Source organism: Halopenitus sp. POP-27 (assembly GCF_029889855.1).
In the GTDB taxonomy this organism is placed as follows: Archaea; Halobacteriota; Halobacteria; order Halobacteriales; family Haloferacaceae; genus Halopenitus; species Halopenitus malekzadehii.
Map to the genome: position 1 here is coordinate 24,426 of NZ_JARANU010000021.1, position 22,889 is coordinate 47,314.

24 protein-coding genes are annotated in these 22,889 nt (G+C 67.7%); 17 read left to right on the plus strand and 7 right to left on the minus strand.

Annotation, left to right across the window (positions count from 1 at the left end; all coding sequences use genetic code 11):
- Positions 1 to 129: 129 nt before the first annotated feature.
- The 7 genes from OQF70_RS12065 to OQF70_RS12095 all read left to right on the plus strand — a co-directional run bounded on the left by OQF70_RS12065 (position 130) and on the right by OQF70_RS12095 (position 8,178).
- On the plus strand, positions 130 to 591 hold the full coding sequence (locus OQF70_RS12065; RefSeq protein ID WP_092816297.1) for a hypothetical protein: 462 nt from the start codon (positions 130 to 132) through the stop codon (positions 589 to 591).
- Between the two features lie 3 nt (positions 592 to 594).
- Positions 595 to 1,752, plus strand: coding sequence for a nicotinate-nucleotide--dimethylbenzimidazole phosphoribosyltransferase (locus OQF70_RS12070; RefSeq protein ID WP_280537859.1), 1,158 nt, complete (start codon positions 595 to 597; stop codon positions 1,750 to 1,752).
- Positions 1,753 to 1,900: 148 nt separating this feature from the next.
- Positions 1,901 to 5,056, plus strand: coding sequence for an isoleucine--tRNA ligase (gene ileS, locus OQF70_RS12075; protein ID WP_280537860.1), 3,156 nt, complete (start codon positions 1,901 to 1,903; stop codon positions 5,054 to 5,056).
- Positions 5,057 to 5,145: 89 nt separating this feature from the next.
- On the plus strand, positions 5,146 to 5,616 hold the full coding sequence (locus tag OQF70_RS12080) for a GNAT family N-acetyltransferase (RefSeq protein WP_092816459.1): 471 nt from the start codon (positions 5,146 to 5,148) through the stop codon (positions 5,614 to 5,616).
- 6 nt (positions 5,617 to 5,622) lie between these two features.
- Positions 5,623 to 6,228: a methyltransferase domain-containing protein gene (locus OQF70_RS12085; RefSeq protein WP_280537861.1), complete on the plus strand. Its 606-nt coding sequence runs from the start codon at positions 5,623 to 5,625 to the stop codon at positions 6,226 to 6,228.
- 121 nt (positions 6,229 to 6,349) lie between these two features.
- Positions 6,350 to 6,763, plus strand: coding sequence for a DUF3054 domain-containing protein (locus tag OQF70_RS12090; protein ID WP_280537862.1), 414 nt, complete (start codon positions 6,350 to 6,352; stop codon positions 6,761 to 6,763).
- Positions 6,764 to 7,026: 263 nt separating this feature from the next.
- Positions 7,027 to 8,178 (plus strand): multicopper oxidase domain-containing protein, encoded by a 1,152-nt coding sequence (locus OQF70_RS12095; RefSeq protein ID WP_280537864.1) that lies wholly within the window; start codon positions 7,027 to 7,029, stop codon positions 8,176 to 8,178.
- A 45-nt stretch (positions 8,179 to 8,223) separates the two neighbouring features.
- Here OQF70_RS12095 and OQF70_RS12100 read toward each other — a convergent pair whose 3' ends face one another.
- A complete protein-coding gene (locus tag OQF70_RS12100; protein WP_280537892.1) occupies positions 8,224 to 9,507 on the minus strand; it encodes an MFS transporter in 1,284 nt (427 codons plus the stop codon).
- Between the two features lie 220 nt (positions 9,508 to 9,727).
- Here OQF70_RS12100 and OQF70_RS12105 point away from each other — a divergent pair, with 220 nt between their 5' ends.
- Positions 9,728 to 10,000, plus strand: coding sequence for a hypothetical protein (locus tag OQF70_RS12105; RefSeq protein ID WP_280537866.1), 273 nt, complete (start codon positions 9,728 to 9,730; stop codon positions 9,998 to 10,000).
- Positions 10,001 to 10,087: 87 nt separating this feature from the next.
- On the plus strand, positions 10,088 to 11,098 hold the full coding sequence (locus OQF70_RS12110) for an ornithine cyclodeaminase family protein (RefSeq protein ID WP_280537868.1): 1,011 nt from the start codon (positions 10,088 to 10,090) through the stop codon (positions 11,096 to 11,098).
- A gap of 25 nt (positions 11,099 to 11,123) precedes the next feature.
- Here OQF70_RS12110 and OQF70_RS12115 read toward each other — a convergent pair whose 3' ends face one another.
- Entirely contained in the window at positions 11,124 to 12,191 is a 1,068-nt protein-coding gene (locus OQF70_RS12115; protein ID WP_280537869.1) for an mRNA surveillance protein pelota, read from the minus strand.
- A gap of 24 nt (positions 12,192 to 12,215) precedes the next feature.
- Entirely contained in the window at positions 12,216 to 13,490 is a 1,275-nt protein-coding gene (locus OQF70_RS12120; RefSeq protein ID WP_280537870.1) for a DUF4013 domain-containing protein, read from the minus strand.
- An 80-nt stretch (positions 13,491 to 13,570) separates the two neighbouring features.
- Between OQF70_RS12120 and OQF70_RS12125 the strand changes: the two genes are divergently transcribed.
- From OQF70_RS12125 to OQF70_RS12135, 3 genes are all read left to right on the plus strand, one after another.
- A complete protein-coding gene (locus tag OQF70_RS12125) occupies positions 13,571 to 14,623 on the plus strand; it encodes an AIR synthase family protein (protein WP_280537871.1) in 1,053 nt (350 codons plus the stop codon).
- Positions 14,624 to 14,775: 152 nt separating this feature from the next.
- Complete coding sequence (locus OQF70_RS12130; protein ID WP_280537872.1) at positions 14,776 to 15,153, plus strand: helix-turn-helix domain-containing protein; 378 nt, start codon at positions 14,776 to 14,778, stop codon at positions 15,151 to 15,153.
- A gap of 36 nt (positions 15,154 to 15,189) precedes the next feature.
- Complete coding sequence (locus OQF70_RS12135; protein ID WP_280537873.1) at positions 15,190 to 15,474, plus strand: hypothetical protein; 285 nt, start codon at positions 15,190 to 15,192, stop codon at positions 15,472 to 15,474.
- Positions 15,475 to 15,545: 71 nt separating this feature from the next.
- Here the strand turns inward: OQF70_RS12135 and OQF70_RS12140 are convergent, their stop codons facing one another.
- The 3 genes from OQF70_RS12140 to OQF70_RS12150 all read right to left on the minus strand — a co-directional run bounded on the left by OQF70_RS12140 (position 15,546) and on the right by OQF70_RS12150 (position 16,930).
- Complete coding sequence (locus tag OQF70_RS12140; RefSeq protein ID WP_280537875.1) at positions 15,546 to 16,253, minus strand: TetR/AcrR family transcriptional regulator; 708 nt, start codon at positions 16,251 to 16,253, stop codon at positions 15,546 to 15,548.
- Positions 16,254 to 16,349: 96 nt separating this feature from the next.
- Positions 16,350 to 16,601 carry a hypothetical protein gene (locus tag OQF70_RS12145; protein ID WP_280537877.1) on the minus strand — a complete coding sequence of 84 codons (252 nt, stop codon included), beginning with the start codon at positions 16,599 to 16,601 and terminating at the stop codon, positions 16,350 to 16,352.
- Positions 16,598 to 16,930, minus strand: a complete 333-nt coding sequence (locus OQF70_RS12150) for a hypothetical protein (protein ID WP_280537879.1) — start codon at positions 16,928 to 16,930, stop codon at positions 16,598 to 16,600. The genes OQF70_RS12145 and OQF70_RS12150 overlap by 4 nt, the downstream gene beginning before the upstream one ends.
- Before the next feature lie 365 nt (positions 16,931 to 17,295).
- Between OQF70_RS12150 and OQF70_RS12155 the strand changes: the two genes are divergently transcribed.
- Positions 17,296 to 18,756 (plus strand): cobyrinate a,c-diamide synthase, encoded by a 1,461-nt coding sequence (locus OQF70_RS12155; RefSeq protein WP_280537880.1) that lies wholly within the window; start codon positions 17,296 to 17,298, stop codon positions 18,754 to 18,756.
- A 61-nt stretch (positions 18,757 to 18,817) separates the two neighbouring features.
- The gene (locus OQF70_RS12160; protein ID WP_280537883.1) at positions 18,818 to 20,521 is read left to right on the plus strand and encodes an aldehyde ferredoxin oxidoreductase C-terminal domain-containing protein; all 1,704 of its coding nucleotides are present in this window, start codon (positions 18,818 to 18,820) and stop codon (positions 20,519 to 20,521) included.
- A gap of 53 nt (positions 20,522 to 20,574) precedes the next feature.
- On the opposite strand, the gene OQF70_RS12165 is transcribed toward OQF70_RS12160, so the two are convergent.
- On the minus strand, positions 20,575 to 21,414 hold the full coding sequence (locus OQF70_RS12165) for a DNA methyltransferase (RefSeq protein WP_280537885.1): 840 nt from the start codon (positions 21,412 to 21,414) through the stop codon (positions 20,575 to 20,577).
- Between the two features lie 162 nt (positions 21,415 to 21,576).
- On the opposite strand from OQF70_RS12165, the gene OQF70_RS12170 reads away from it, so the two are divergent.
- The 3 genes from OQF70_RS12170 (at position 21,577) to OQF70_RS12180 (ending at position 22,781) form a co-directional block, all read left to right on the plus strand.
- Complete coding sequence (locus tag OQF70_RS12170; protein ID WP_280537886.1) at positions 21,577 to 21,945, plus strand: UPF0175 family protein; 369 nt, start codon at positions 21,577 to 21,579, stop codon at positions 21,943 to 21,945.
- A complete protein-coding gene (locus OQF70_RS12175; RefSeq protein ID WP_280537887.1) occupies positions 21,942 to 22,448 on the plus strand; it encodes a twitching motility protein PilT in 507 nt (168 codons plus the stop codon). The genes OQF70_RS12170 and OQF70_RS12175 overlap by 4 nt, the downstream gene beginning before the upstream one ends.
- A 126-nt stretch (positions 22,449 to 22,574) precedes the next feature.
- Positions 22,575 to 22,781: a hypothetical protein gene (locus OQF70_RS12180; RefSeq protein WP_280537889.1), complete on the plus strand. Its 207-nt coding sequence runs from the start codon at positions 22,575 to 22,577 to the stop codon at positions 22,779 to 22,781.
- The last annotated feature ends 108 nt before the right edge of the window (positions 22,782 to 22,889 follow it).

Consider the following 22,889-nt stretch of genomic DNA (forward strand, 5'->3'; position numbering starts at 1 on the left):
GCTAGCTCCAGACGGGAGCTCCGGACGGCGGACGGTGGGTTCGTCCGCCGCAGGTGGGTTCGGATAATCGGGTCGACCCCGACCGCCGGAGTCGACGGGTCTTTTCGGTCGCCGCCCCAATACCGGCGTATGACTCTCGACGTGCCGGTTCCCGACTCGCCGGAACTCGCGGCGATCGATCCGAACGAGTACGAGGACGCCGACGTGGCCGGAGACTCGGAGTACAAGCGTGAGGAGATCGAGGCCCTCCTCCGGGAGGGCGCGTGGGCGGACGCCTTCGAGGAGTGGGCGGCGACGAGCGACCTCGACGAGGCCGAGTGGCAGATCGTTCGCGACCTCGATCTCGTCTCCCGGTTCGACTTCTTCTGGGATTCGTTTGCCGACCGTGTCGGCTACCACGCTCCCGGTCTGCCCGAGGACTGGCGAGAGCGTGATCTCCACCCCGACCTCGACTCGTGGGGGACCGTCTCCGGGATCAACGCCGGCCTGACCGAGCTCGGTCAGATCGTCTGTGAGACGCTCAAGGCGGAGTACATCGACTGGGAAGCCGACTACGAGGCGCCGGACGACCTTCCGGACTTCGACGCCTGACCGATGGTGGGGCACCATCCTGACGGCGTCACCCACGCCGTCGACAACGAGCCGTCACCCCACGATCTCGACCGCCCGGAGATCCCGTCGATCGACGGGACGGCCGAACGCGCCGCGCTCGAGCGACAGCCGACGCTCACGAAGCCGCCCGGAAGCCTCGGCCGGCTCGAGGACCTCGCGGTCGCGATCGCCGGGCTCACCGGCGATCCCCACCCGGACCTCGACGACGCGACCGTCGTGGTCGCGGCCGGCGACCACGGCGTCGTCGATCGCGGCGTCTCCGCGTACCCGCAGGCCGCCACGCGGGCGATGCTCGAGAACTTCCTGAACGGGGGCGCCGCGGTCAACGCGATCGCCGACGCCGTCGGCGCCGAGACGCTCGTCGTTGACGCCGGGATCGTGGGCGATCCGGTTCCGGGAGCACTCTCGGTTCGCATCGACTCCGGAACGAACGACGCATCCCGCGGCCCGGCGATGTCCCGGGCCGACGCGATCGAGGCGATCGAGGCCGGCGTTCGGATCGCGGGATCGGAGCTTGCGGACGCCGACGTCGTCGCGCTCGGCGAGATGGGGATCGGGAACACCACGATCGCGGCGGCGATCACGGCCGCGCTGACCGACGCCGCCCCGGCCGAGGCGACCGGATACGGAACCGGGATCGACGACGAGGCGCTCGAACGAAAGGTGGCCGTCGTCGAGGACGCGCTCGCGACGAACGGTCTCGATGCGGCGCTCTCGTCGACCGAGAGCGGGGCGACGTCCATCGGTGAATCCGACCCATCGTCGGAGCTGCCCGACCCCATCGACGCGTTTGCTCGCGTCGGCGGGTTCGAGGTTGGCGTGCTCGCCGGCGTCGCGCTGGGCTGTGCGGCCGACCGAACCCCTGTCGTCGTCGACGGCGTCATCAGCGGGGCCGCCGCCCTCGTCGCGGACGCGATCGATCCCGCCGTCCGCCCCTTCCTGCTTCCGTCACACGCGGGCGCGGAGCCCGCACACGCGATCCAACTCGACGCGCTCGACCTCGACCCGCTGTTCGCGTACGACCTCCGGTTGGGCGAGGGAACCGGCGCCTGTCTGGCACTGCCGATCTATCGATCGGCCTGTGCGACCCACCGAGAGATGGCGACCTTCGACGACATCGGGCTCGACGGCGAACCGTGAGGGACTGCAGACACCACGACCGCGGCTCGTGAACGGGAGTGGGGACTGCGGGCACCACGACGGCGGCCCGTGAACGGGGTGGAGACCGCGACGGCGACGCGGACCGCGACTCCGTCGTATTCAAATACACGGCCCAACACGCTCGGATATGGAGCAGATCGACGACCAGTATACTCCCGCGGACGTCGAGTCCACGGTCGAGTCGTACTGGGACGACGCCGACGCCTACGAGGCGGCAACGGAGGCCCACGCCGACGACCCGCCGTTCTTCTTCGTCGACGGCCCGCCGTACACCTCGGGGCAGATGCATCTCGGAACCGCCTGGAACAAGACGCTGAAGGACGCGATCATCCGCTACAAGCGGATGACCGGCCATCGGGTGACCGACCGGCCGGGGTACGACATGCACGGGCTCCCGATCGAGGTGAAAGTCGAGGAGAAGCTCGGGTTCGACTCCAAGACCGAGATCGAGGAATACGGAATGGAGGCGTTCATCGAGGAGTGCATGGAGTTCGCCGAGTCCAACCGCGAGGCGATGGACGAGGACTTCAAGTCCATCGGCGCGTGGATGGACTGGGACGACCCCTACAAGACGATCGATCCGGAGTATATGGAGTCCGCCTGGTGGGCGTTCTCGGAGGTCGCCGACCGCGGCCTCGTCGAGCGCGGCAAGCGGTCGATCTCCCAGTGTCCCCGGTGTGAGACCGGCCTCGCGAACAACGAGGTCGAGTACGAGGACGTCGAGGACCCGTCCATCTACGTAAAATTCCCCCTGAGCGATCGTGAGGGGAGCCTCGTCATCTGGACCACGACGCCGTGGACGATTCCCGCGAACACCTTCGTCGCGGTCGACGAGGAGCTCACCTACAACGCGGTCCGCGCGACCACGGACGGCGACGGGGGCGAGGCGGCGACCGAGGACCTGCTGTACGTCGCCGCCGACTGCGTCGAGGACGTCCTCACGCAGGGCCGCTACGACGACTACGAGATCGAGGCGGAGCTGTCGGGTGCCGAGCTCGTCGGCTGGGCGTACGACCACCCGCTCGCGGACCACCTCGCCGAGTATCCCGACTTCGAGGGCGCCGGACAGGTATATGCCGCCGACTACGTCGAGGCGGACCGAACCGGTCTCGTCCACTCCGCGCCCGGCCACGGTGAGGTCGACTTCGAGCGCGGCCGCGAGCTCGGACTGGAGATCGCCTGCCCGGTCGAGCCGAACGGCGAGTTCACCGGCGCCGCGGGGGAGTACGCCGGGCAGTTCGTCCGCGACGCGAACGACGACATCATCGCGGACCTGATCGAGGACGGGCGGATGCTCGCCCACGGCACGGTCGAGCACAGTTACGGCCACTGCTGGCGGTGTGACACGGGGATCATCCAGCTCGTCACCGACCAGTGGTTCATCTCGATCACCGACGTCAAGGACGACCTCCTCGAGAACATGACCGACTCGGAGTGGTTCCCGAGTTGGGCCCGCGACCAGCGGTTCCGGGACTTCATCGAGGACGCGCCGGACTGGAACGTCTCCCGGCAGCGCTACTGGGGCATCCCGATCCCGATCTGGGTGCCAGAGGACGCCGATCCCGAGTCCTTCGGCGAGGAGATGATCGTGATCGGCACGCGCGAGGAGCTTGCCGAGCGCGTCGACCAGTCGATCGACCCGACCGAGGTCGACCTCCACCGGCCGACCGTCGACGATCTCACGATCACCGAGGACGGGACGACCTACCGGCGCGTCGAGGACGTCTTCGACGTCTGGCTCGACTCCTCGGTGGCCTCCTGGGCGACGATCGGCTACCCCGGCGAGACCGAGGCCTTCGAGGAGCTGTGGCCCGCCGACCTGATCGTCGAGGCGCACGACCAGACCCGCGGCTGGTTCTGGTCCCAGCTCGGGATGGCGACGGCCGCCTTCGGCGAGACGCCCTACGAGCAGGTGTTGATGCACGGGTTCGTCAACGACAGCGAGGGCCGCAAGATGTCGAAGTCGGTCGGCAACATCGTCACGCCCGAGGAGGCGATCGAGCGCGCCGGCCGCGACCCCCTCCGGACGTATCTGTTGAGCCACGACCAGCAGGGGATCGACCTCTCCTTCGAGTGGGACGGGCTCGGCGAGATCCAGGGCAAACTCAACATCCTCTGGAACACGTTCCGGTTCCCGCTGCCGTATATGGATCTCGACGACTACGATCCGGCCGAGGCGTCCCTCGAGGACGGCGAGCTCGAACTCGTCGACGAGTGGGTCCTCTCGCGACTCCAGTCGGTCGAGCAGGAGGTCGCGGAAGCGTGGGACCAGTACCGCGTCAGCGACGCCGTCAACGCGCTGATCGAGTTCGTCACCCAGGACGTCTCCCGATTCTACATCAAGGCGGTGCGCGACCGGATGTGGGAGGAGGCGGACTCGGCCTCCAAACGCGGCGCGTACGCCACGATCGCCACCGTCCTCGACGAGACGATCCGGATGCTTGCCCCGATCGCGCCCTACCTCACGGAGCGAATGTACCGAACGCTCGACGGCGAGGCGACGACGGTCCACGCGCTCCCGTTCCCGACGGCGGACGACGAGCTCCACGATCCGGACCTCGAACACGACGTCGCGGTGATGCGCGAGGTGGAGGAGGCCGCCGCGACCGCGCGCCAGCAGGCCGGCCGGAAGCTCCGTTGGCCGGTTTCGCGCGTGATCGTCGAGACCGAGGACGACGACGTCGCCGACGCCGTCGCGGCGCTTGAGGATCTGATCCTCGACCGCGTGAACGCGCGGTCGCTCGTGGTGACCGAGCGGTTCGCGGAGCTCGAGGAGCTCGCACAGCCGGAGATGGCCGAGATCGGGCCCGCCTTCGGCGGCCAGGCGCAGGAGGTGATGACCGCCGTCGAGGGCGCGTCCCGCTCCGCCGTCGAGAACGGTGACGTCACCGTCGACGGCGAGCCGATCGACCTCGAGCCGGAGATGGTCGAGTACGAGGCCACCCCGCCGGCGGGCGTGAGCGCGGCCCCGTTCGCGGACGGCACGGTCTACGTCGACACGACGCTCACTGACGACATCGAGGCTGAGGGATACGCCCGCGACGTCATCCGCCGCGTCCAGGAGATGCGCAAGGACCTCGACCTCGACGTCGACGCGAGCATCCGGCTCGGCGTCACGATCGACGACGACCGCGTCGCCGACCTGGTCGACGAGCACCGCGACCTCATCGCCGAGGAGACCCGTGCGACCGAGTGGCTCGACGATCCCGACGCCGCGACCGACGCCCACGAGGAGTGGGACGTCGAGGGCATCGCCGTCACGATCGGGATCGACCGCGTCTGAAGAGCCGGATCCATCCGGACGATCCGGACGATCCGGACGACCGACCCTCCGAAAGATATTCGAAGTCGTCGGCCGTGATGATCAGTACGATGCACGTCCGACCGGCGTGTCCCGGCGATGCCGAGGCACTACGGGCGGCGGTTTCGCGAGCGGGCGAGACAGCCGTGTTCGACGATTTCGGTGCACCGATGCTCGACGTCTCCGCGGCGGGGGTTCGTGAGGCCGCGGCGACGGCCGACTGTTCGTTCCTCGTCGAATCGGACGGCAAGCCGATCGGCGTGGCGCTCGCCCATCCGGACGCCGACGGATCCGAGGCCGAGTTGCTCGCGCTGTGGGTCCATCCCGACCACGCGACCGACGACGTCGAAACGACCTTGCTCGGCAACGTCGCTCGTTCGCTGGCCCGTGACGGGGTCGAGGCGATCCGAACGACGGTTCCACACGACGACCCGACGAGCCGGGAGTTCTACCGGGCGAACGGGTTCAATCACAAAACGAGCCGGGAGGGACCGGCCGGGACGGAGATCGTCTTCGTTGCTCCGGTCGAACGCCTCTCTTAACCGCCGATGTTCGGCCCCGGCGACGTCGACTTCTTCGACCGCGTTGCCCCGCTGTACGATCGGCTGATGCCCGGCGCCGATCCGGATGTCCTCGCGGACGCGCTCGCGGTCGCGACCGGGCCGGTTCGACGCGTGATCGACGTCGGGGGCGGCTCGGGACGCGCGTCCGCAGCGCTGCCCGCCGGCCTGGACGCCGACGGACCGGTCGTGGTCGACGCGAGCGCCGGGATGCTCACACGGGCTCGGGACCGCGGATTCGGCGCCGTTCGCGGCGATGCGGCGCGGCTCCCGGTCCACTCGAACGCGGTCGACGCGGCCGTGATCGTCGACGCGCTCCACCATTTCCCCGACGTGCCCGGAGCGTTCACGGAACTGTCTCGGGCGATACGTCCCGGCGGCGTCGTCGTGGTTCGCGAGTTCGATCCGTCCCACCCGCTTGGACGCGTCCTGGCGGTCGGGGAACGAGCGATCGGGATGGACTCGACGTTCCTCGCGCCCGACGACCTCCGCCGCGATCTCGAGACGACCGGGTTCGACGCGACCGTTCTCGACCGGGGATTCACCTACACCGTCGTCGGGCAAGTTCCGGACCGCGGTGACGCCGACCGCTGAGCGACCGCTGCGGCGGGGGCGCGTACGTCGTCGTTCGACGACGATTCATCCGGCCACGCTCCCGACGAGCCAGCCGGCGACGATCCGCACGACCCAAGGGCCCCCCGTCCGGATCGAGGGTATGGACGTCGAAACGTTCCTCGAGACCCGCCTGGACCGGGCGGCGATCCCCCTGGCCGTGGGCGATATCGTCGCGATCGTGGTGGTGTTGACGATCGGCGCGAACCAGCACAATCCGACCGACTTCCTGATCGAGAACCCGCTGTATCTGCTCGGGATCTACGCACCCTTCCTGATCGGGTGGGTGCTCGTGGCGCCACTGATCGGCGCGTACTCGCCGGGTGCCGTCGAGTCAGCGAAGGCGTCGGTTCCGCTCGTCGTTCGGTCGTGGGTGCCCGCCGCGCTGATCGGGCTCGGGCTCCGAGCGACCCCGTTTTTCCACGGCGGCGTGCAGGCGATCTTCGTGGTCGTGATGGTCGTGACCGGTGCGGTCGCGCTCGCCGTCTGGCGGACCCTCTACTTCAAGCTCCGGTGACGGTGCGACTCGCCGGACCCGAGATCGACGTCGATCCGCGTGTGGGTTCCACGTTCGGCCCGGGACCGGTCACGACGATCGGGTTCCGCCGACAGGAGTCGTCACGGGGACGGTCGTGTCGGTTGTTCCGCATTGGCACATAAAGGCGACGTCGAACACGTTCCGTTCTTTATATGGATCCAGTCGAATACGTTCGCCGCCCTTCTCGCGGGTCGGGAACCTGCTTTCCCCCTATTTATGATGGTCTCTTCGTTCCACTCGTGATGAACGACCGCATCGGTGCCCCCGGATCGGACGTGTCGCGACGCGAATTCCTGGCTGCGACCGGCGGGGTCGGATCCACGCTGCTGGCGGGCTGTCAAGCACCCTCGGACGGCGGCGGCGCGAAGGCGGTGACCGACTCGACGCCGGCACAGACCTCCGAGGAGGCGCTGCCGCGGACGAGCCCGCCCGAGGTCGTCGACGTCGACGAGCAGGGCGGCTCGGTGACGCTGTCGACCCAGCCCGCGGTCCACGCCGCCCACCCGCTCGACTCGATGGGCGGCCCCGTCGAGCTGCCCCGCGTGTGGGCGTTCCGGGCCGACGACGGCGACCCGAGCGTTCCGGGGCCGATCATCCGGACGACGGAGGGCGAGGACATCGAGGTCACCCTCGACAACACCGACGGTCACCTTCCCCACACGATCCACTTCCACGGCTCGCAGAAGGCCTGGAAGGACGACGGCGTCCCGACGACGACCGGGATCACGGTCGCGCCCGGTGAGACGCACACCTACGAGATCCCGGCCAACGTCCCCGGCACGCACTTCTACCACTGCCACTTCCAGACCCAGCGGCACATCGATATGGGGATGTACGGGGTCTTCCGCGTCGATCCGGCGGGCTACGAGCCGGCCGACCGGGAGTACTTCATGACGGTGAAAGACTGGGACTCCCGGCTCAACCGAATGATGGCCGGCGAGGACGTCTCCTACAGCCCGCGAAACCGGAATCCGGACGTCTTCACGGTCAACGGCAAGGTCGCCCCCCGAACGTTCCACCCCGAGGACGGTTCGCCGATGATCGTCGACCACGGCGACACGGTCCGGCTCCACTGGGTCAACGCCGGCTACATGAGCCACCCGCTGCACATCCACAACCATCGGTTTACGCGGACCGAGAAGGACGGCGGCACGATCCCCGAGGCCGCCCGCCACGAGATGGACGTCTGTAACGTCGCGCCGGCGGAGCGACACACCGTCGAGTTCACGGCGGACGCCGATCCCGGGATCTACCCGATGCACTGCCACAAGGTCGACCACGTGATGAACGGGAACGTCTATCCCGGCGGGATGCTCTCGGCGATCGTCTACCGCGACGCGATGGATACCGACATCTTCGCCGACCTGATGGAGTACGCGGGCTACGAGGGCTGACGACGACGGACTGCTCCGCCGTCGTCGCGTTCCGAGGGAGTCGCGCTACGCCGCGTTTCGACGACCGAGAACGATCCCGGTGATCGACGCGACGGTCGCAAACCCAGCGAGGACGAGGAACAGCGCCGATTCGGTGGCGTACTCGAGGATGGTCCCCGCGATCGCGCCGCCGAGCGCTCCGACGCCGAAGACGCCGAGATACGTGTAGCCGTACGAGAGTCCGCGCGTGCCGGCGGGCGTGTACTCCGCGACGGTCGCCTGATACAGCGGCTGGACGACGAAGAGGAACACGCCCATCAGCGCCCCGACGATCGCAAGCGGCACGAGTCCCATCCCGGCCGCTGGAAGGAACACGAGCGCAAGCACCGTGAGGCCGCCGAATCCGACGGCGATCCCGTATTCCACCGGCAGGCGGTCCGTCAACTTGCCGCCGACGTACTGGCCGATCACGCCGACCAGCAACAGCCCGGAGTAGAAGTAGTCGCTCGGTGCGAGCGTGTTCCCGTCGCTCGGGTCGATCCCAAGTGGACCGTGGACGGCCTCGGGGAGCAGCGACGCGACCGCGATCGGCTCGAACCCCTCGAGCCGTCCCAACAGTTCCGGCAGGAACGTGAGGAAGCCACGGTAGTAGAGTCCCGAACACATCACGACCAGGAAGACGAGCGCGAAGCTCCCCGCGAACAGCGCGCGTGACTCCGACCGGAAGGCCGCAAGCGACTCGACGCCGGCGGTCGCCGCGGCGTCGTCGTCCGCGCCGTCGCTCCCGTCCGTTTCGACGGCAGCCTCCGGATCGATGTTCGCCCGGAAGGCGTACACCGCGGCGAACAGCGCCGGGATCGCGAGGACCCCCGCGACGACGCGCCAGCCAAGGACCAAAAGCAGCGTGGCCGCGATGAGGGGCCCGAGGCCGATGCCGAGGTTGCCGGCGATGCCGTGATACGCGAAGCCGGTGCCGCGCTCCTCGATCCCCTTCGAGATGAGCGAGAGGCCGGCGGGGTGATACACCGAGGCGGCGAGTCCCCACACGACGAGCGCCAGCGTGATCACCACCACGCTCGGAGCGAGCGCGAGCAGGCCGAAGGAGACGCCCATCCCGACCAGACACCACGTGATGAGCCGCCGGGATCCGATGCGATCGACCAGGATTCCACCCGGAAGTGCGCCGAGCCCGAACAGGCCGTAGCCGACCGTCACCACGACGCCGAGGGTCGCGGTCGTCACCTCGAGGGTCACCACGCCGAGGTCGATGACCGAGAACTCCGTCAGCCAGATCGTGACGAAGATCGGGATCGCGAGCTCGTAGGTGTGGACCATCCCGTGTCCCAGCATCACGACGGCGGTGATGGATCGATCGTTGCGGTTCACGCCCGGTAGCTCCGTGGCGAGGACTGTTTATCGCACCGATCCACGGCCGTGGTCGTCGATCGCGGTCGCCGTCCGTCGCGGCGATCTCATAAGTTATAAGAATAATATAAAAATACAACACAACTGTGATATGGGTGTCACGGGAAACAATTATATACTCATTTCACGTACCATCTGATGTATTATGTCTGGATACTACGACTACATCCTCGGCCTCATCCCCGCGACGCTCATCGGGATCACTTTCGCGTTGACCCTCGTGGGCCTCCCCGTGGTGTCGGCGGTTCCCGCCGGCGCCACGGTCGCGATCGGGTTGATGGGCCACGCGATGTTCGTGAAGGGTCCAGTCCCCGAGACGCCCTCCATCGACCCGGACGGCCGCGGCGCCGCCGGCGTCGATCACGCCGCACGGACGCCCTCAGGGAACTCCGGGATGTCCGCACAGAACGCGGATTGAGGTCGTCCACGATCGCTCGGTCTCGGTCTCCGGTATCAGCTCTCGGCTCTCGATAACCGTTTTATCGCTCGCCGCCGAACGACGAGTGTGACAGAGACACTGTTTCTCACCAGCGACGAGGTCGCGGGGCTCGCGGAGCCGGCCGAGTACGTCGACGCCGTCCGTGACGGCTACCGGCAGGTCGGCGAGGGTGCACCCGCCGAGCCGCGGACGAAACTCGTGAACCGGGATCCGGCGGGGATGTTGACCACCTACGCCGCGATCCTCCCCGAAACCGGCGCGATGGGTGGGTACATGTACGCGGCCGGCTTCGGCGAGCAGGACGTCTGGTTTATGACGCCGCTGTTCGACGCCGACTCGGGCGAGCCGCTCGCGCTCATCGACGGCGCGTCGATGAACCCCTTTAAGACCGGCGCGGCCGGCGCGGTCGGCGTCGACGCGCTCGCGCGCGACGATGCCGCCGAGGTCGCCGTCATCGGTGCCGGCGCACAGGCCCGTGGCCAGCTCCGGGCGACCGCAACGGTTCGGGACTTCGAGGCCGGCCGGGTGTACTCGCCGACCCCCGAAAGCCGGGAGACGTTCGCCACGGAGCTGACCGAGACGCTGTCGTTCCCCGTGGAGGCGGTGGACTCATCCGCCGCGGCGCTCGCGGACGCCGACGTCGTGATCACGGCGACGAACGCCTCGGACCCGGTGATCGACGACGCCGACGTCGAGCCAGGGACCCACATCACGGCGATGGGACAGTACACGCCCGGCAAGAACGAACTGCCGCCGGAGACGGTCGCTCGAGCCACCTACGTTCCCGATCTCCGCGACCGTGTGCTGCAGGACGCCGGGTCGTTCCTCGCGGCGATCGACGCGGGGCTGATCAACGAGGCGGACCCGGAGGCACACGTCCACGCCGAACTCGGCGAGATCATCGTCGGATCGGCGCCGGGTCGCACGGACCCGGAGGCGGTGACCGTCTTCGACTCCGGCGGCACCGGGATCGAGACCGTCGCGGCCGCCAACCTCCTGTACGAACGCGCCGTCGAGCAGGGGCTTGGAGAGACGATCTCCCTGTCGCCCGGTAGCGAGGCGCTGACGGGGCGGTAGGCGGGGACCCCCTCACGTCCGGCGATCACTCCAGCCGATACCGAAGGATCGCCGCGATCCCGCCGAGATTGTGGAGCTGTTCGCCAGGGGCAAACTCACTCGAGAAGACGACGACCTCGCCGCCCTGCTGTTCGACCGATTCGATCACGCCGTTGACGTCGATCTCCCAGTCGCCGTCGTCCTGGCGCTCGGTCCGGAGGCGGTCGTCGACGACCAACAGCGTCTCCACCGCGCCGAACTCCGCGGCCTCGGCGACGTCCTCCGGGCCGTAGGTGGCCTTCGCGCCCTCGGCGATCCGTTCGGTCAGCTCGTCGATGAGTTCCGCCTCCCTCGCGATCCGGGTCTCGGTCTGGACCTCCTCGACGGCGCCCCGCTTGAGGACCTCGTGAACGCCGCGGTCGCCCACGCTCGCGGTGTCGACGACGCGGATCGACGCGTCCAGTTCGGGGAACTCCTCGGCGACGTACTCGCGTGCGTCCCGCTTCGTGAACCCCGGGCCCGCGAGGATGACCGCGTCGGCGTCGAGGTGGACGAGCGCGGACCCGAGTTCCTCGAAGAGTTCGGTTCGCGGGCGGGCGTACTCGCCCTTCCCGGTCGGCCGCGTGAAGGAGGCGTACTCCTCGGTGCCGTACTGTTCGACCGTGTGGATGAACGCCGCCCCCTCCTCGACGGTCGCGATCGCGACGTCGGGGTTCTCCGCGGCCTCCGTCGCCTCCTCGATACGGTCGAGCTGGTCCGGTTTGAAGCGCTTCTCGACGGTTATCTCGTCGTGTTCCTCGACGTTGATCGTGTGGTGTTGCCCGAGCTGGTCCTCCCGCGAGCACCCGACGATCTCGCCCCCGACCCGCAGCCGGTTGGCGAACCGGGCGAACTCCACGGTCTCGACCGCGAGCGTGACGAACAGGTGCTCCCGCTCCCCGCCGGTGTCCCGCATTCGGTCGTCGTTTCGCTGGATCCGCCGCGTCGTGTCCCCCTCGACGCGGTCGCCCGGTTCGAGGACGTGTGAGAGGTGCCAGAGGTCGTCGACGGTCTCCGGGACGAGGGCGATCCGCTCGCGTCCCTCCTCCCCGTGGCCGCGCTCCGTGATTCGCATACCGACGGTTCGCCCGCCGAGGTATCAACGCTTGTCTTCTCGACCCGCCGTCCCGCCAGCGCCCCAGACGAATCCGTCGGCCGACTCGTCAGCCGACTCACCGCTCGACCCATCGGCCGACTCACCGCTCGACTCATCGGCCGACTCACCGCTCGACTCATCGGCCGACTCACTAGCATCGACGGGACCGACGCGGCGTCCGACCTGGATCGCCGGGTCCGTCTCGCGACCGACCGGGAGCTCCGCCCGATCATCGGATTCGATCGCGACGCGGTCGTCCGCTGGAGGTCCGTCGTCGTCGTTGCGATCAGCGTCACTGCCACCATCGTCACTGCCACCATCGTGATCATCACCGCCATCGCCGTTGTCGACGCCGCCGTCACCGCCGCCGGTGCCACCGCTGCCGCTGGTGCCACCGCTGCCGCCGCCGGCATCGGGCCGGAGCACAGGGGCGGAACCGCGACCGTACAGCGACCGGGTCACCACCCGAACCACGAACAGGCCGGCGATCCCGACGAGGAACGGCGACAGCGCCAGCGCCGCCGCCGTGCCGACGATGCCGACGACCGCCTCCAGGAGCCAGCCGACGACGTACTCCCCGGAGCCGGCGACGCGGAGGACGCGGCGGGGGCGGAGCCCGTCACGCAGTCGGCCGGTCGCGGCGAAGCAGGCGAGCCCCGCGGGCTGGACGTAGATGGCGCCCGCAGCCGCGCTGCACGTCGTGGCGATCGTCACGACGCCGATCGCGATCGTGATGGCCGATGCGCTCCCCGGATCGGGAACGAGGGTCACGATCGCGACGGCGAGGGACCGCATCCCCTCCATCAGTCCCGACACGATTCCGATCGGGGCGACGTCCACCCCGCTCCCGAACACGCCGGAGCCAGCGAATCGTGACCACACGAGCGCTTCACCAACCGGGACGCCCGACTCGCGGGCGGACTGAACGGTCATTGCCGCGACCCCGATCACGGGAACGAGCACGACGGGAAGTGCATAGCCGATCGACAGCACGACCGACTTGACGCCGTCGACGTACAGCGACGAAAGGTTTCGAAACGCGGGTGCGCCGGGATCGCCCTCGATCCCGGCCCGGACGACGGCGACGTCGTAGCCGCGCAGGATGAACAGCGGTGCGCCGGCGATCGGGAGGAGGGCCACGACACGGGGATCGACGGCGACGCCGACGAACCAGGCCAGGGCAGCGATCCGACCGAGGACGAGGAGGGCCGTTCCGGCGAGCACCGTCGCCACGACGTCGGGGCCGCGGCCGGGTGTCGCGATCGCCTCGCGGAGCATACCGACACGTCTCGCCGTGTTTATAAATAGTTCCTGGCAACGATCCCGTATGCAACGCGTCGGCGCGCGAGGTGGCCGGAATGCCGACTGACGGGAAGATCTCCGAGGCGTTCTTCCGGCGCCGCATTGCGCCCCAGCTCGGGGCCGACCGCGAGGACGTCCGGCTCGGACCGAAACACGGCTGCGACTTCGGGGTGATCCGGGGTTCCGAGGAGGAAACCGCGACTGTGCTCGCGACGGACCCGATCTCGATCCTGCCGGATCTCGGGTTCGAGCGCGCGGGTCGGTTCGCGCTCCATATCGTTCTCTCGGACGTCGCGGTCTCGGGGATCGCCCCGAGCCATCTGTCGATCGCCTTCTCGCTGCCCGGGGAAATGACCGACGAGGCGTTCGACGGAGTCTGGACCGCGATCCACGAGGAGTGTACCGATCTCGGGATCGCGGTGACGACCGGCCACACCGCGCGGTATCCGGGCAGCACGTTCCCCTGGGTCGGGGCCGCGACGGCGATCGGCCGCGGCGATCCCGACCGGATCGTGCGTCCGGACGGCGCGCGCCCCGGCGACCGGATCGTCGTGACCAAGGGCCCGGCCGTCGAGGCGACCGGCCTGTTCGCCTCGCTGTATCCCGAAGCGCTCGATGGCCTGTCGGCCGAAACGGTTGCGACTGCCCAGCGGCGCCTCGACGACGTTCGCCTCGTCGAGGACGCGATCGCGATCGCTGATCACGAGGGCGTCCACGCGATGCACGACGCGACCGAGGGCGGCCTGCTGGGTGCGTTCCACGAACTGGCGAGCGCCGGCGACGTTCGGCTTCGCGTCGACGCCGATCACGTCCCGTGGCAACCCGGCGTCGAGGAGACCTGCGCCGCGCTCGGGATGGACCCCTGGCGGGCCACGACCGCCGGCACCCTCCTCGCTGCGGTTTCCCCATCGGTCGCCGACGAGGTCGTGGCGGCGCTTCAGGATCGGGGGACTCCGGCCGCGGTCGTCGGCGAGGTGCGTCGCGATGCCGACGGAAGCGGCGACGACGGAAACGCCCGCGTCGTCATCGACGGCGAGAAGACGAGCCCGCCGGACGGAGACTCCTCCTGGCCGGTGTACGCTCGGCTGTCCGGATCCGGGACGGAGTAGGGATCGAGGGTCTTGACCGTCGAGTGATGGTGCCGTCTCCAGGGTGAGCCTCACGGCATAGTCTTCAGGGCGGGTTCCACGGCGTCGTCTCCAGGACGGGTTCCACACGACGGATCGGGTGCCTTTATCCGATCCGAGCGGTAGGCCCGAGTATGGTGCGGGACCCGTCACGGCGAGAGGAACCGCCCGACCCGCAGGCGGTGCTGTCGGCGTTGAGCGACGACGACGCCGTCGACATCATCGCCGCGCTCGACGCGCCGAAGACCGCAAGCGAGCTCTCCGAGGAGTGTGACATCCCGCTGTCGACCACCTATCGGAAGCTGGAACGACTGACCGAGGCCGACCTGTTGCAGGAGTCGACGGAGATCCGCCGTGACGGCCAGCATACGACGCGGTACGACGTCGCCTTCGATTCGGTCACCGTCGAACTGGACGAGGACAACACGCTGTCGATCGAGTTCTCGCGACCCGAGCGGGCGACGGACGAACGGCTCGCCGCCCTCTGGTCACAGGTCAGAGAGGAAACATGAATCGACCCACGACACCCGCACACGGAGGACCAACCAATGGCTACTGACGTGTACATCAACCTGCTCATCATCGCCGCGAAGACCGCCATCCTACTGCTCGGTGGCAGCATCACGTACTACGCGGGGCGCGCGTACCGCCGCACCGGGGATCCCTCGTTACGTGCCCTGTCGATCGGCTTCGGGGTCGTGACGGTCGGCGCGATGCTCGGCGGGATCTCTCACCAGATACTCAATCTCGACTTCGCGATCGGGATCGCGATAAACAGCGTCCTGACCGCGTTCGGGTTCGGCGTGATCGTCTACTCGTTATACATCGAGTGACGTGGTCCGGATCGACGCCGACGAATGCGGGGCGTCGATCGACGGCTATCGACGACGACCGGTGACGATCGTCACCGGTCGTCGCCGGTCGCGGGTGGGTCGTCGGCCGACGGAACCGTGACCGGCTCGTCGCGGGGGAGCAGTATCTCGACGGCCGAGACGTCAGGGAGCTCCACCCCGTCGACGAGGATCGGGTCGACAACCCTGTCGATGAGGGTTCGTGCCACCGTTCGGGTGTAGGTGTCGCCGTCGACGTCGAGTTCTCCGAGCGTGATCTGTCTCGTCCGCGCGCCGTCGAGCGTCGCAACGAGCAGCGCGGCCGTCTCGGTGACGTCGACCGGTTCGAAGACGCCCTCCTCGATGCCCTGCTCGAGGATCTCCGCAACCGTGTCCCGAAAGACCCGGTCGCTTCGCTGGAGCCGGGAGCGGATCCGGTCGTTGAACGGTCCCTGTGACCGCAACTCCAACAGCGCGATGTGGAAATGTTCCCGGTCGGTTTCGTCGGGATCGAAGCCGAACCAGGCGATGAACTCGACGAGCCGCTCGGTCGCAGGACGGTCCCGTCCGGTCTCGACACACCGTTCGAACGTCGTGATGAGGTGGTCGAGAAACGCCACGAGCAGATCCTCCTTCGTGTCGTAGTGGTAGTGTAACAGCGACTTGCTCTTCGAGCAGGCGTCGGCGATGTCCTGCATCGTGAGGTCCGCGTACCCGTATTCACGCAGGGCGTGATGGACGCCGGCCATGATCTCTTCGGCCGTGCTCGGGTCCGCGCTCATTCACCGGTTCTCGGACGAGCAGGCGTAAATGTGCGTTGGTTGCGGCGATCGAAAATCGAACCGTGATGCGGTGACGATCGACGGGGTCCCCGGTCGCTACTGCGACTGGACGCGCCAGGTGGTCGCACCGGTGTAGGACCACTTCTCGATCTCGAGGTCGGGGAGCGAGCCCTGGAGCTGGAGCATCAGCGCACCGATCTCCTTCGGCGAGAGGTCGACGTCGTCGGCGATGAACTTCCCCTTGATGTACACTTCGCCGTTTTTCGCCTCTTCGCGGAGGAACTCCGCGAGTCGCCGTGCCTTCGGGGAGCCGTACGATCCGTCCGTGCTGGTGGTGTTGGTGCTCATAGGTTGTGTGCGTTCCTGGCGGGTGATTCGCGGCCGTCACGCGGGGGCGCTCCGTGTTCGTCGTGGGACGATCCGTGTTCGTCGGTGCGGTGTTCGTGGTCAGTGCGGGGACTGTAGTCGTGACCGACGTATGCGGCCACGACGTTCGACGCCAGCAGGAGCAGGAACAGCTCCGCGCTCGCGTCGATGACGATCCCGTGCAGGACCGGGAGGTACGTCAGCGGGAGCAACACCGCTGCCCAGAAGGCCACCGCTCGGAGCCGTCGGCCGGTGCTCCGGCGGAGCCGCGTGGGAAGCGTCGTGTTGGGTCGGAGGGAGTGGTTCGACATCTGTGTCACCTGCCTCAATTTCATCACTGGTCCACAGGAGTATATAATAGGACGAGCGTTAGCGCAGATTCACGTCGATTAACGCCGACTCGCGACGTTTTACGACCTTTCAACAGGTCACCCTAACGTTTTAGAAACGCCTGTGATGCTCTTAGATTCTTCATAACGGTTTCTAAATGTATTTCTCCGTTCACTCGATTCCCGTGTTCTCACCGGCAGACCGATGGTCGATCGGCGGGTCTCAGGTCGATCCACCCCGCCCACGCTCCTCGCGCGACGATCGGCGAGACGTCCAGCGAGACGCCCGGTGGGGAGGGATCGGTGGCCACCGGAAGGATGAACCCGTTCCTCGCGAACGATTTCCTATGGTTGATACTCGTCCGACGACCGCACCCGACGCCGGGATCGTCATCGGCGGCACCGCCTCCGGCGTCGGCAAGACGGTCGCGACGCTTGCGGTCCTCCAGGCCCTCGACGACGCCGGCTACGACCCCGTTCCGGCAAAGGCCGGCCCCGACTTCATCGATCCGAGCCACCACGCCGCGGTGACCGGGGCCCCCTCACGAACCCTGGACACCTGGATGCAGGGCGTCGACGGCGTCCGTCGTTCGATCGCGCGTACCGACGGGGACGTCGCCGTGATAGAGGGGATGATGGGGCTGTACGACGGCAGCGTCACCTCGACTGCGGCCACCGCCGCCGCCCTCGATCTCCCGGTCGTCCTCGTCGTCGACGCAAGCGCCGGAATGCAAAGCGTCGGCGCGACCGCGCTCGGGTTCCGTGAGTATGCCGCGCACAGTCCGCTTCCGGAGGACGTTCGAACCGCGTTCGACGGTGATCCCCCGTCCCTCGACGTCGCCGGCGTCATCGCCCAACGCGCTCACGGGGGCCGGCACGCGGACGGGATTCGGGAGTCGCTGCCGGACGGGATCACCTACCTCGGTCGGATCCCGCCGACGGAGGACCTCGAGATCCCCGACCGGCATCTCGGCCTGCGAATGGGTGACGAGGCTCCGATCGATCCGGACGTTCTCACGACCGCCGCGTCGGCGCTCGACGTGGATCGCCTCCTGTCGGTCGCCCGTCGATCGGCGGGGTCCGCCTCCGATCTCGAGACGCAGTCCGGTTCCGGAACGCGTTCCGCCACCGATCCGGAGCGTCCGGGCGCGTCGGCAGCGGCGACCGGTACCGAGGGCGACGAGCCCACGATCGCGGTCGCCGAGGACGCCGCGTTCCGGTTCCTCTATCCGGCGGTTCGCGAGCGACTCGCGGCGCTCGCGACGGTCGAACCGTTCGCGCCGGTCGCCGGGGACGACCTGCCCGACTGCGACGCCGTCTATCTGCCCGGCGGCTATCCGGAGTTGCACGCCGAGGCGCTATCGGACTCGCCGGCGCTGTCGACGATCGCCGATTGGGCCGCGGACGGGCTTCCAGTCCTCGGAGAGTGTGGCGGATTGATGGCCCTCTCGGAGTCGCTGACGACCGCCGACGGGGAGACGTACCCGATGGCCGGCGTGTTGCCCGGCGACGTCCGAATGCACGACCGGTATCAGGCGCTCGACCACGTCGAGCTTCGGGCCGTCCGGGGAACGCCCGCGGCGACCGACGGCCGGACGCATCGCGGCCACGAGTTTCACTACTCCGAGCACACGATCGATCCCGCCGTCGATGCCAGGTTCGCCTTCGACGTCCGCCGCGGCGACGGGATCGACGGCGACCACGACGGGCTGACCGCGTATCGGACCGTCGGCACCTACGCACACCGCCACGTCGATTCCGGGATGGTGGATCAGTTGGTGGCTGCGGCGCAGGCCGAACGTCGATAGCGAGGCCGACGTTCGCTCCGCGAGGCAAGGCTATTTGGGGATCTACCTCGAGGCTATATGTATGCTTCACGCGGAGGGCCCACTGCTCACCATCGATCTCACCGACCGATCGGCGACCAGAACGCCGATCGACGACGTCCTCGAGTCGTTCATCGGCGGCCGCGGCGTCGCGACCGCGCTCGCACACGACCGCATCCCGTTCGACGCCGACCCGTTCGGGCCGGAGAACCGTGCGTACCTCGCGACCGGCCCGCTGCAGCTGTCGAGCACCTCCTTCACCGGGCGACTCTCGATGACCGGCCTCTCGCCGTTGACCGACGGGCTGGTCTCGACGAACGCCGGCGGCTTCCTCTCCCGGGAGTTCGCCGCGACGGGCATCTCGACGCTGGAGGTGACCGGGGCGAGCGACGAGCTCCTGATCGCCCACGTCACCGACGAGGAGGTCGAGTTCGAGCCGGTCCCGGAGCTCATCGGCGCCACGGTGCCCGAGGTCTCCGATCACGTCGCCGAAACCCGGGACCTCGGCCCGGAGAACTGCATCGCGATCGGCCCCGCCGGCGAGAACCGAGTCCGATTCGCGTCCGTGATGACCTTCGACTCCCGGGCGTTCGGCCGCGGCGGGCTCGGCGCGGTGCTGGGGTCGAAGAACCTCAAGGCGGTCACCTTCGAGGGCGACTCGGCGCCCGAGATCGAGATCCCCGACCCGCCGGAGATGGAGATCCACCGGGAGGCGGCCACCTCGGACGACCTGATGCGTCGGCAGGGGACCACCGGCAACACGGAGTTCATCAACGAGAACTTCTCGTTACCCACGCGATATTTCTCCGAGTACGAGTTCGAATCGGCCGCCGACATCGGCGGGAACGCCGTCGAGGAGAAGAAGTACAAGAAGGGCGCGTGCTCGCGGTGTGCCTACGCCTGCAAGCTGCCGACCCGCGACGAGGAGACCGGCTTCGAGACGGAGGGGCCGGAGTTCGAGACGGTCTACGCGTTCGGGTCGAACCAGGGTGTCGGCGACATCGTCGACGTGATGAAGGCGAACGACCTGTGTGACCGGTACGGGCTTGACACGATCTCCGCGGGGGTCACCGTTGCGGCCTATCTCGCCAGCGAGGACGAGTTCGGAAACGCCGAGCTGGCCCGCGAGACGGTCGAGAAGATCGCCCGCCGCGAGGGGATCGGCGACGACCTCGCCGAGGGCGTACACCGCGTGCACGATCAGCTCGGCGTCGACGACTACACCGTCAAGGGGATGGAGTTCGCCGCCCACGACGGCCGCGTGCTGCACGGACAGGGCCTCTCGTACGCGGTCGCGAACCGTGGGGCCGACCACATGTACGGCGGGCTGCTCTCACCCGAGTACGCCGGCGAGATCGACCCCGAGGGGACTCTCGGGAAGGCCGACCTCCTCGTCGAGCACGAGAACCGCAACGCGATCCGGGACTCGGCGATCGTCTGCGCCTTCGCCAGCGGCCACATCACCGACGAGCGCCTCGCCGCGCTGCTGGAGACCGACTACGAGGAGCTGCTCGCGGTCGGCGCGCGGACGATCGAGCGCGAGCGCCACTTCAATAACCGGCGCGGGATCGACGCTGACGCCGACGCCCTCCCCTACGAGATCCCGGACCTGGAGGCAGCCATTCAGGAGTACTACGAGGCGCGCGGGCTCCGCGAGGACGGCACCCTTCCCGATGACCGGATCGAGCCGATCGCGACCGACCTCGGAGCCGGCGACGGCGCGGCCGCCTCGCCGGCCGACGACTGAGCCGTTCGACGACGTTTATAAACCCGCTCGAGCGGACGTTCTCCCGATCCCGTTCACGTTTCGCGATCGAAGACGAGACAGTAACAGTGGTCGTAGCCGTAACCGTAGCGCCCGGTTTCGGGGCTCCACGGTGGACCATCGTCGTCGGCCACCTCGGCTTCTCGGGGTTCAGCATCGCCATCGACGTCGGCCTCGATCCCGACCACGACCTCGGTGCGGAACCGAAGCCCCTCCGCATCGCCGATCGCGTCCGCGAGGTCCCACGCGAGGGTGCTCACCCCGGGGCCGAACCGGACGTTCGAGACCTCGACCGCCGCGACGGCGTCGGGGGCGAGCAGATCGGCGATCGCCTCGAAGGCCGCGGTGGCGTCATCGAGGTAGGCGTCGTAGGTCCCGTCGGATTCATAGCCCGCGAAGGGGTCGGTATCCATCCAGTCGAGCATAAACGGCGGCGCGGTACAACAGAGGTCGAACGCCGGCGGATCGACGGGATCGTCGTCGCCGGTTTCGGTCCCGTCATCGGTCTCGGCATCGGCCTCGGGAGCGCCATCGGCCTCGGCACCGTTACCGGTCTCGCCATCGCTTATAAACGCCGACCGGCCATCGCGGGCGTCCCCGACCACGACGCGCCGGGGATGCGCGACGCGTTCCCGGACGTACGCCACGCGTCGTGGATCGCGTTCGATGCCGTAGGCGTCCCTGTCGAGTCGGTCGGCAGCGGCGATCGTGGTGCCGAAGCCCGCGAAGGGGTCGATCACGGCGTCCCCGGGGTCGCTGAAGGCCTCGATGCACCGCTCGGGAACCGCCGGGATCGACCGCACGTCGACGTCACACCACTCCGGGAGCGACGCCGGATCGGGGCGCTCGGCGGAAAGCGTCGTGAAGGTGTCCACACGTCGGTACGGATGCTGACGGCGTATAAGGTGGATCCTTGTCGTCGGGTCCCCGTCGGATGTACGGTGACGATCTCCAGGAGTTGAGACCAACTGTCTCAATGCATATAGCATTCCAGGACAGTTCATAAATAGTATGAAGGCGTAGTTTGAGATAGAACAATGGCACGAATCACCGGGTCCTATCCAGATGATCTTGACCTCCTCATTGAGGGGGCTGTCGAGGCTGGTGTGTTTGGCGGCAAGAGCGATGCGTTGCGCGAGTTCGTGCGTGAATACTTCGAGGACAACGAGAACGAACGTATTGCAGCTGCGGTCGCCCTCTACGAACGCGAGCGGATCACACTCGGTGATGCTGCGAGACTCGCCGATGTCGACCGCTGGACGATGCGTGATATCCTCCGTGAGCACGGCGTCGAGCTCCGTCTCGGGCTCGTTGACGAAGACGACGCAGCCTCCGAGGTAGAGGCAGCAACCGAACTCGAATTCGATGATGAGGACTCGGACGACGTGGAGTCACCTGCGAAATGATAGATGACGGGATTCCAGCAAATCCGAGCGTCCTGAATACGACTGTCCTCTCGAATTTCGGGTATATCGACCAGCTGTGGGTGGTTGTAGGTCTCTCTGAAATTTGTACGGTTCCAGTCGTTCGCGAGGAACTCGAACACGGCGTCGACGACCATCCGTATCTTCAGTCAGCACTCGATACACTCGACGACGAGATTCCTGTCGCGACGATTTCGGATACCGTCGCAAATAGAGAGGCCGTTGTTGGTGGGCATCTCGATCCTGGCGAGGCCCAAGCATTCGCCTTGGCGGACGCAGCGGACGGCCGCCTACTGACCGACGACGGGGATGCCCGGTCGTTTGCGAAAGATCAGGGCGTGACTGTTGTCGGGTCCGTCGGAGTTCTGTTGGCTGCGATCGACGCTGGGAAGATCGATGAAGTGACTGCTGACGAGTGGCTATCGACGTGGATCGACGAGATCGGATACTACGTACCGTATCGAACGATCTCGGAGTATCGATGAGAAACTCGCTCGAAGTTCGAAACGCCTGATGTCGTTTGGGGACCCGATCCGTTCAAAACGGGTGAAAACCCGCGGCCGTGGCTGATCCTCAACAACGGTAGCCACCCGTTCGGTGACGAAGAGTATATGACGATCACGCTGGCGACGACGCCCCACGATGAGGGGATCCCTCTTGCTGACGCCGATTGGGTCGAAGGCGGAATGCCTCGGCAAAGCTACGCCTCGCCCAAGCACGCCGCGATCGTTCGCCGGCAGGGGCGACTCAAGGAGTCGTTCGTCCAAACCGTCGTCGACGCACTCGGTAGTTATCTCGAGCCGCCGGGCGACGACTGACGTATAGTAAGCGGAAGCCCCGTCCTTTAGGGTGGGGTCTAAGCGATAGGCCCGACCGAACAGCCGCCGACTACTGCTCGGCCGGGGTCTCCAAGTCGTCGGCGGCGT

What these genes read in the sequence shown, in the direction of transcription:
- OQF70_RS12085 (WP_280537861.1), top strand. Translation starts at nt 5,623, where the DNA reads ATGTTCGGCCCCGGCGACGTCGACTTCTTCGACCGCGTTGCCCCGCTG.
- OQF70_RS12130 (WP_280537872.1), top strand. Translation starts at nt 14,776, where the DNA reads ATGGTGCGGGACCCGTCACGGCGAGAGGAACCGCCCGACCCGCAGGCG.
- OQF70_RS12125 (WP_280537871.1), top strand. Translation starts at nt 13,571, where the DNA reads ATGCCGACTGACGGGAAGATCTCCGAGGCGTTCTTCCGGCGCCGCATT.
- OQF70_RS12105 (WP_280537866.1), top strand. Translation starts at nt 9,728, where the DNA reads ATGTCTGGATACTACGACTACATCCTCGGCCTCATCCCCGCGACGCTC.
- OQF70_RS12070 (WP_280537859.1), top strand. Translation starts at nt 595, where the DNA reads ATGGTGGGGCACCATCCTGACGGCGTCACCCACGCCGTCGACAACGAG.
- OQF70_RS12175 (WP_280537887.1), top strand. Translation starts at nt 21,942, where the DNA reads ATGATAGATGACGGGATTCCAGCAAATCCGAGCGTCCTGAATACGACT.
- OQF70_RS12095 (WP_280537864.1), top strand. Translation starts at nt 7,027, where the DNA reads ATGAACGACCGCATCGGTGCCCCCGGATCGGACGTGTCGCGACGCGAA.
- OQF70_RS12065 (WP_092816297.1), top strand. Translation starts at nt 130, where the DNA reads ATGACTCTCGACGTGCCGGTTCCCGACTCGCCGGAACTCGCGGCGATC.
- OQF70_RS12135 (WP_280537873.1), top strand. Translation starts at nt 15,190, where the DNA reads ATGGCTACTGACGTGTACATCAACCTGCTCATCATCGCCGCGAAGACC.
- ileS (WP_280537860.1), top strand. Translation starts at nt 1,901, where the DNA reads ATGGAGCAGATCGACGACCAGTATACTCCCGCGGACGTCGAGTCCACG.
- OQF70_RS12120 (WP_280537870.1), bottom strand. Translation starts at nt 13,490, where the DNA reads ATGCTCCGCGAGGCGATCGCGACACCCGGCCGCGGCCCCGACGTCGTG.
- OQF70_RS12100 (WP_280537892.1), bottom strand. Translation starts at nt 9,507, where the DNA reads ATGCTGGGACACGGGATGGTCCACACCTACGAGCTCGCGATCCCGATC.
- OQF70_RS12170 (WP_280537886.1), top strand. Translation starts at nt 21,577, where the DNA reads ATGGCACGAATCACCGGGTCCTATCCAGATGATCTTGACCTCCTCATT.
- OQF70_RS12145 (WP_280537877.1), bottom strand. Translation starts at nt 16,601, where the DNA reads ATGAGCACCAACACCACCAGCACGGACGGATCGTACGGCTCCCCGAAG.
- OQF70_RS12140 (WP_280537875.1), bottom strand. Translation starts at nt 16,253, where the DNA reads ATGAGCGCGGACCCGAGCACGGCCGAAGAGATCATGGCCGGCGTCCAT.
- OQF70_RS12155 (WP_280537880.1), top strand. Translation starts at nt 17,296, where the DNA reads ATGGTTGATACTCGTCCGACGACCGCACCCGACGCCGGGATCGTCATC.
- OQF70_RS12090 (WP_280537862.1), top strand. Translation starts at nt 6,350, where the DNA reads ATGGACGTCGAAACGTTCCTCGAGACCCGCCTGGACCGGGCGGCGATC.
- OQF70_RS12160 (WP_280537883.1), top strand. Translation starts at nt 18,818, where the DNA reads ATGCTTCACGCGGAGGGCCCACTGCTCACCATCGATCTCACCGACCGA.
- OQF70_RS12150 (WP_280537879.1), bottom strand. Translation starts at nt 16,930, where the DNA reads ATGTCGAACCACTCCCTCCGACCCAACACGACGCTTCCCACGCGGCTC.
- OQF70_RS12180 (WP_280537889.1), top strand. Translation starts at nt 22,575, where the DNA reads ATGACGATCACGCTGGCGACGACGCCCCACGATGAGGGGATCCCTCTT.
- OQF70_RS12080 (WP_092816459.1), top strand. Translation starts at nt 5,146, where the DNA reads ATGCACGTCCGACCGGCGTGTCCCGGCGATGCCGAGGCACTACGGGCG.
- OQF70_RS12115 (WP_280537869.1), bottom strand. Translation starts at nt 12,191, where the DNA reads ATGCGAATCACGGAGCGCGGCCACGGGGAGGAGGGACGCGAGCGGATC.